4 protein-coding genes are annotated in these 3,023 nt (G+C 40.0%); 3 read left to right on the forward strand and 1 reads right to left on the reverse strand.

What is annotated here, in order from left to right:
• The first annotated feature begins 98 nt into the window (after window positions 1-98).
• The 3 genes from IQ228_RS24005 to IQ228_RS24015 all read left to right on the forward strand — a co-directional run bounded on the left by IQ228_RS24005 (window position 99) and on the right by IQ228_RS24015 (window position 2,478).
• Window positions 99-326 carry a hypothetical protein gene (locus IQ228_RS24005; protein WP_027400881.1) on the forward strand — a complete coding sequence of 76 codons (228 nt, stop codon included), beginning with the start codon at window positions 99-101 and terminating at the stop codon, window positions 324-326.
• Window positions 327-507: 181 nt separating this feature from the next.
• A complete protein-coding gene (locus tag IQ228_RS24010; RefSeq protein WP_193964693.1) occupies window positions 508-1,884 on the forward strand; it encodes an aminopeptidase P family protein in 1,377 nt (458 codons plus the stop codon).
• A gap of 87 nt (window positions 1,885-1,971) precedes the next feature.
• Entirely contained in the window at window positions 1,972-2,478 is a 507-nt protein-coding gene (locus IQ228_RS24015) for a hypothetical protein (protein WP_027400879.1), read from the forward strand.
• A 12-nt stretch (window positions 2,479-2,490) separates the two neighbouring features.
• Here the strand turns inward: IQ228_RS24015 and IQ228_RS24020 are convergent, their stop codons facing one another.
• Complete coding sequence (locus IQ228_RS24020; RefSeq protein WP_027400878.1) at window positions 2,491-2,748, reverse strand: hypothetical protein; 258 nt, start codon at window positions 2,746-2,748, stop codon at window positions 2,491-2,493.
• Between the last annotated feature and the right edge of the window lie 275 nt (window positions 2,749-3,023).

Raw genomic sequence — 3,023 nt, forward strand, 5'->3', positions numbered from 1 at the left:
GAGGGGGTTGGGGGTGGGGTTCTTGTACCTCATAACACCGGCAAGTTCTGTATTACCCATTGCTAACCAACTGACAACTGACAACTAACAACTAACAAATGACTATTACAACCACTGGTACTATCGAACGTCGAAATATTGGACTTGGTGCTTGGGCTTTCGTAACCGAAGATGGTGTTACCTACGAAATCCCCAAAAGTGCCGATAAAACCTTACTAAAAGCCGGACAAAAAGCCAAAATCACCGGAAAAGTCCGAGAAGACTTAATGACAGCAGCAATGATTGGTTCTGTTTTAGAAATTCATTCCTTTGAAGTAATCACATAATTTAAATTTCCAGAATAATTAACCGCAGATGAACGCAGATAAACGCAGATAAAGACGGATAAATTCATGAATTTCATATAGCCTCAAACAAAATTGGTATTAGATCAAAAGCTAATTTAATCTACCTCTTTGCGCCTTTGCTTCTTTGCGTCTTTGCACGAAACCCAAATCTAATTCTCCTATGCACACAAACCTCCCAGAAATTCTCCGTCACCGTCGCCAAAAACTCGCAGAAATCATAGACTTACCCGCCGTTCTCTGGTCAGGTAGTAGCAGTTCCCGCAACTTCCCCGCTAATACCTTCCCCCACCGCGCCAATAGCCATTTCCTTTATTTCGCCGGAATTCCTCTCCAAAACGCCGCCATTCGCCTAGAAAGTGGCAAGCTACAACTATTTATAGATGACCCCCACCCCAGTAGCGCCCTCTGGCATGGAGAAACCCCAAATCGTGAAGAAATCGCTGCCAAAATAGGCGCAGATGAAGCCAAAACAATGGCAGAATTAGCAAATTACTTAGAAGACGTGGCGACCTTGCCAGTACAAGATGCAACTACGTGGACACAGCAAACCCAACTTTTAGATAGATTCATTTTACCAAAAACTCAACTGGAAGGCATTGATTTAGAACTAGCGAAAGCCATTGTTTCTCTGCGGCTTACCCATGATGCAGCAGCATTGATAGAATTACGTAAAGCAGCGGTCGTGAGTGTAACAGCACACAAGGCAGGAATGGCAGCAACATCTTCAGCTAAACAAGAATCAGAAGTCCGCGCCGCAATGGAAGCAGTAATTATGGCTGAGAACATGACCACTGCTTACACCAGTATTGTTACAGTTCATGGTGAAGTTTTACACAATAATCATTATTACCACTCTCTGCAACCAGGAGATTTACTTTTAGCCGACGTGGGTGCGGAAACTCAGACAGGTTGGGCGGCTGATATTACCCGCACCTGGCCTGTTTCTGGTAAGTTTTCATCAACCCAAAAAGACATTTATGATATTGTTTTAGCTGCCCATGATGCTTGTATTCAAAACATCGCCCCTGGTGTAGAATATGCAGAAATTCATCTGTTAGCAGCCACTATAATTGCCGAAGGTTTAGTAAATTTAGGAATTTTGCAAGGTAAACCAGAAGATTTGGTAAAAATGGATCTTCATGCTTTATTTTTTCCTCACGGAATTGGACATCTTTTAGGTTTAGATGTTCATGATATGGAAGATTTGGGAGACATCGCCGGTTATGATCAGGGCAGAAGCAGAAGTAGCCGTTTTGGTTTAAGTTATTTACGATTAAATCGTCCCTTACGTCCAGGAATGTTAGTCACAATTGAACCAGGATTTTATCAAGTTCCGGCAATTTTAAATGATCCAAAAACTCGTTCTCAATATCAATATTTAGTCAATTGGGAACGTTTAGAACAGTTTGCAGATGTGCGAGGCATTCGCATTGAAGATGATGTCTTAGTTACAGAATCAGGGAGTGAAGTTTTAACCGCTGCATTACCAACTGAAACTAGTGCGATCGAAGATTTATTAAATGCCAATTTTTCGTAGGTTGGGTTGACGCAAGGAAACCCAACATGAGATCACATAATTAAGAGTTGTAATTCATTAATTCACATTTTCAATACTTTTAAAATCATGAAGAAAAACCCCATAGCATTTATATTTAGTGGCATTATTATCAGCTTAGGAATTTTACCATCCTTAGCACAAGCCAAACAGCCTGTTTCTGATACCCAAGTTGCAGCAATGGTAGAAGCTTTGCGACTCGCTGCACCTAAAACAAAAAAGCGCAATGATGGCTATTATAGCGAATGGCAAGTTAAACCCGAAACTCTCAAAGGTTGGACAAAAACTTGTCTGAAAAAAGAATTAACACCAACTCAGTTTGAAAATGATCCGAAAATAGCCCGTCAAGTCATTTCCTGTATTACTAACCGGGAGTTAAATAAGCAATTTACAGCCACTAAAAATAATGAAAATAGTGCTGTGCGTGGTGTCGCTTGTTGGTGGATGACTGGTAATTATACGGGCTGTGATCAGGGTTTTACATCTGACTATGTGCAGAAGGTAGTCCGCTTGTACAAGCAAGAAATTTCCCAACCAACAACCACAACTTCTCCGGCACAGAAACATATCAATTAATATAATTTAAAATTAAGGATTTTCAACAGAGTCCCAACATTTATGATCACGCCAAACTGCATTTTTCGCCTCACACTTTTCCTGTTCTTTAGTACCAGTAATTGAGGTAGGGCGAATAATGTTTAAGTTGGATGTAACATAAGAAATCATGAACGAACCGGTAGAGAAACCACAATAGATTAAAGTTCCAAAAAAAAAGGTAACGCTGACAAATTTAATAGCAGGTATTACAGAAAAACTACGTTTTTTGCCATAGATTTGATAGCGCATATATTTCCTCAAGGTGGTGTTTATGGCAGATAACACCCTGGGAATCAATATGAACTTGTCAAATTATTTATAACCCACATTCCGCACCCTGAACTGTCACATATCAAAAAAGCCTAGCGAGTAGTACATAATAACTAAAAATCATTCGAAGGGTAAGAGGCTTAATGATAGTAAGTAGCATTAAGCTGGGCATGGAGTGAGAAAGTGGAACTTCGTAACGGGACTGAAAGAAAGAGAAAATTCGATATGATTAAAAAATTAATTGTTCACAAAAG

It is taken from the genome of Dolichospermum sp. LEGE 00246 (assembly GCF_015207865.1).
GTDB classification, from domain to species: domain Bacteria; phylum Cyanobacteriota; class Cyanobacteriia; order Cyanobacteriales; family Nostocaceae; genus Dolichospermum; species Dolichospermum heterosporum.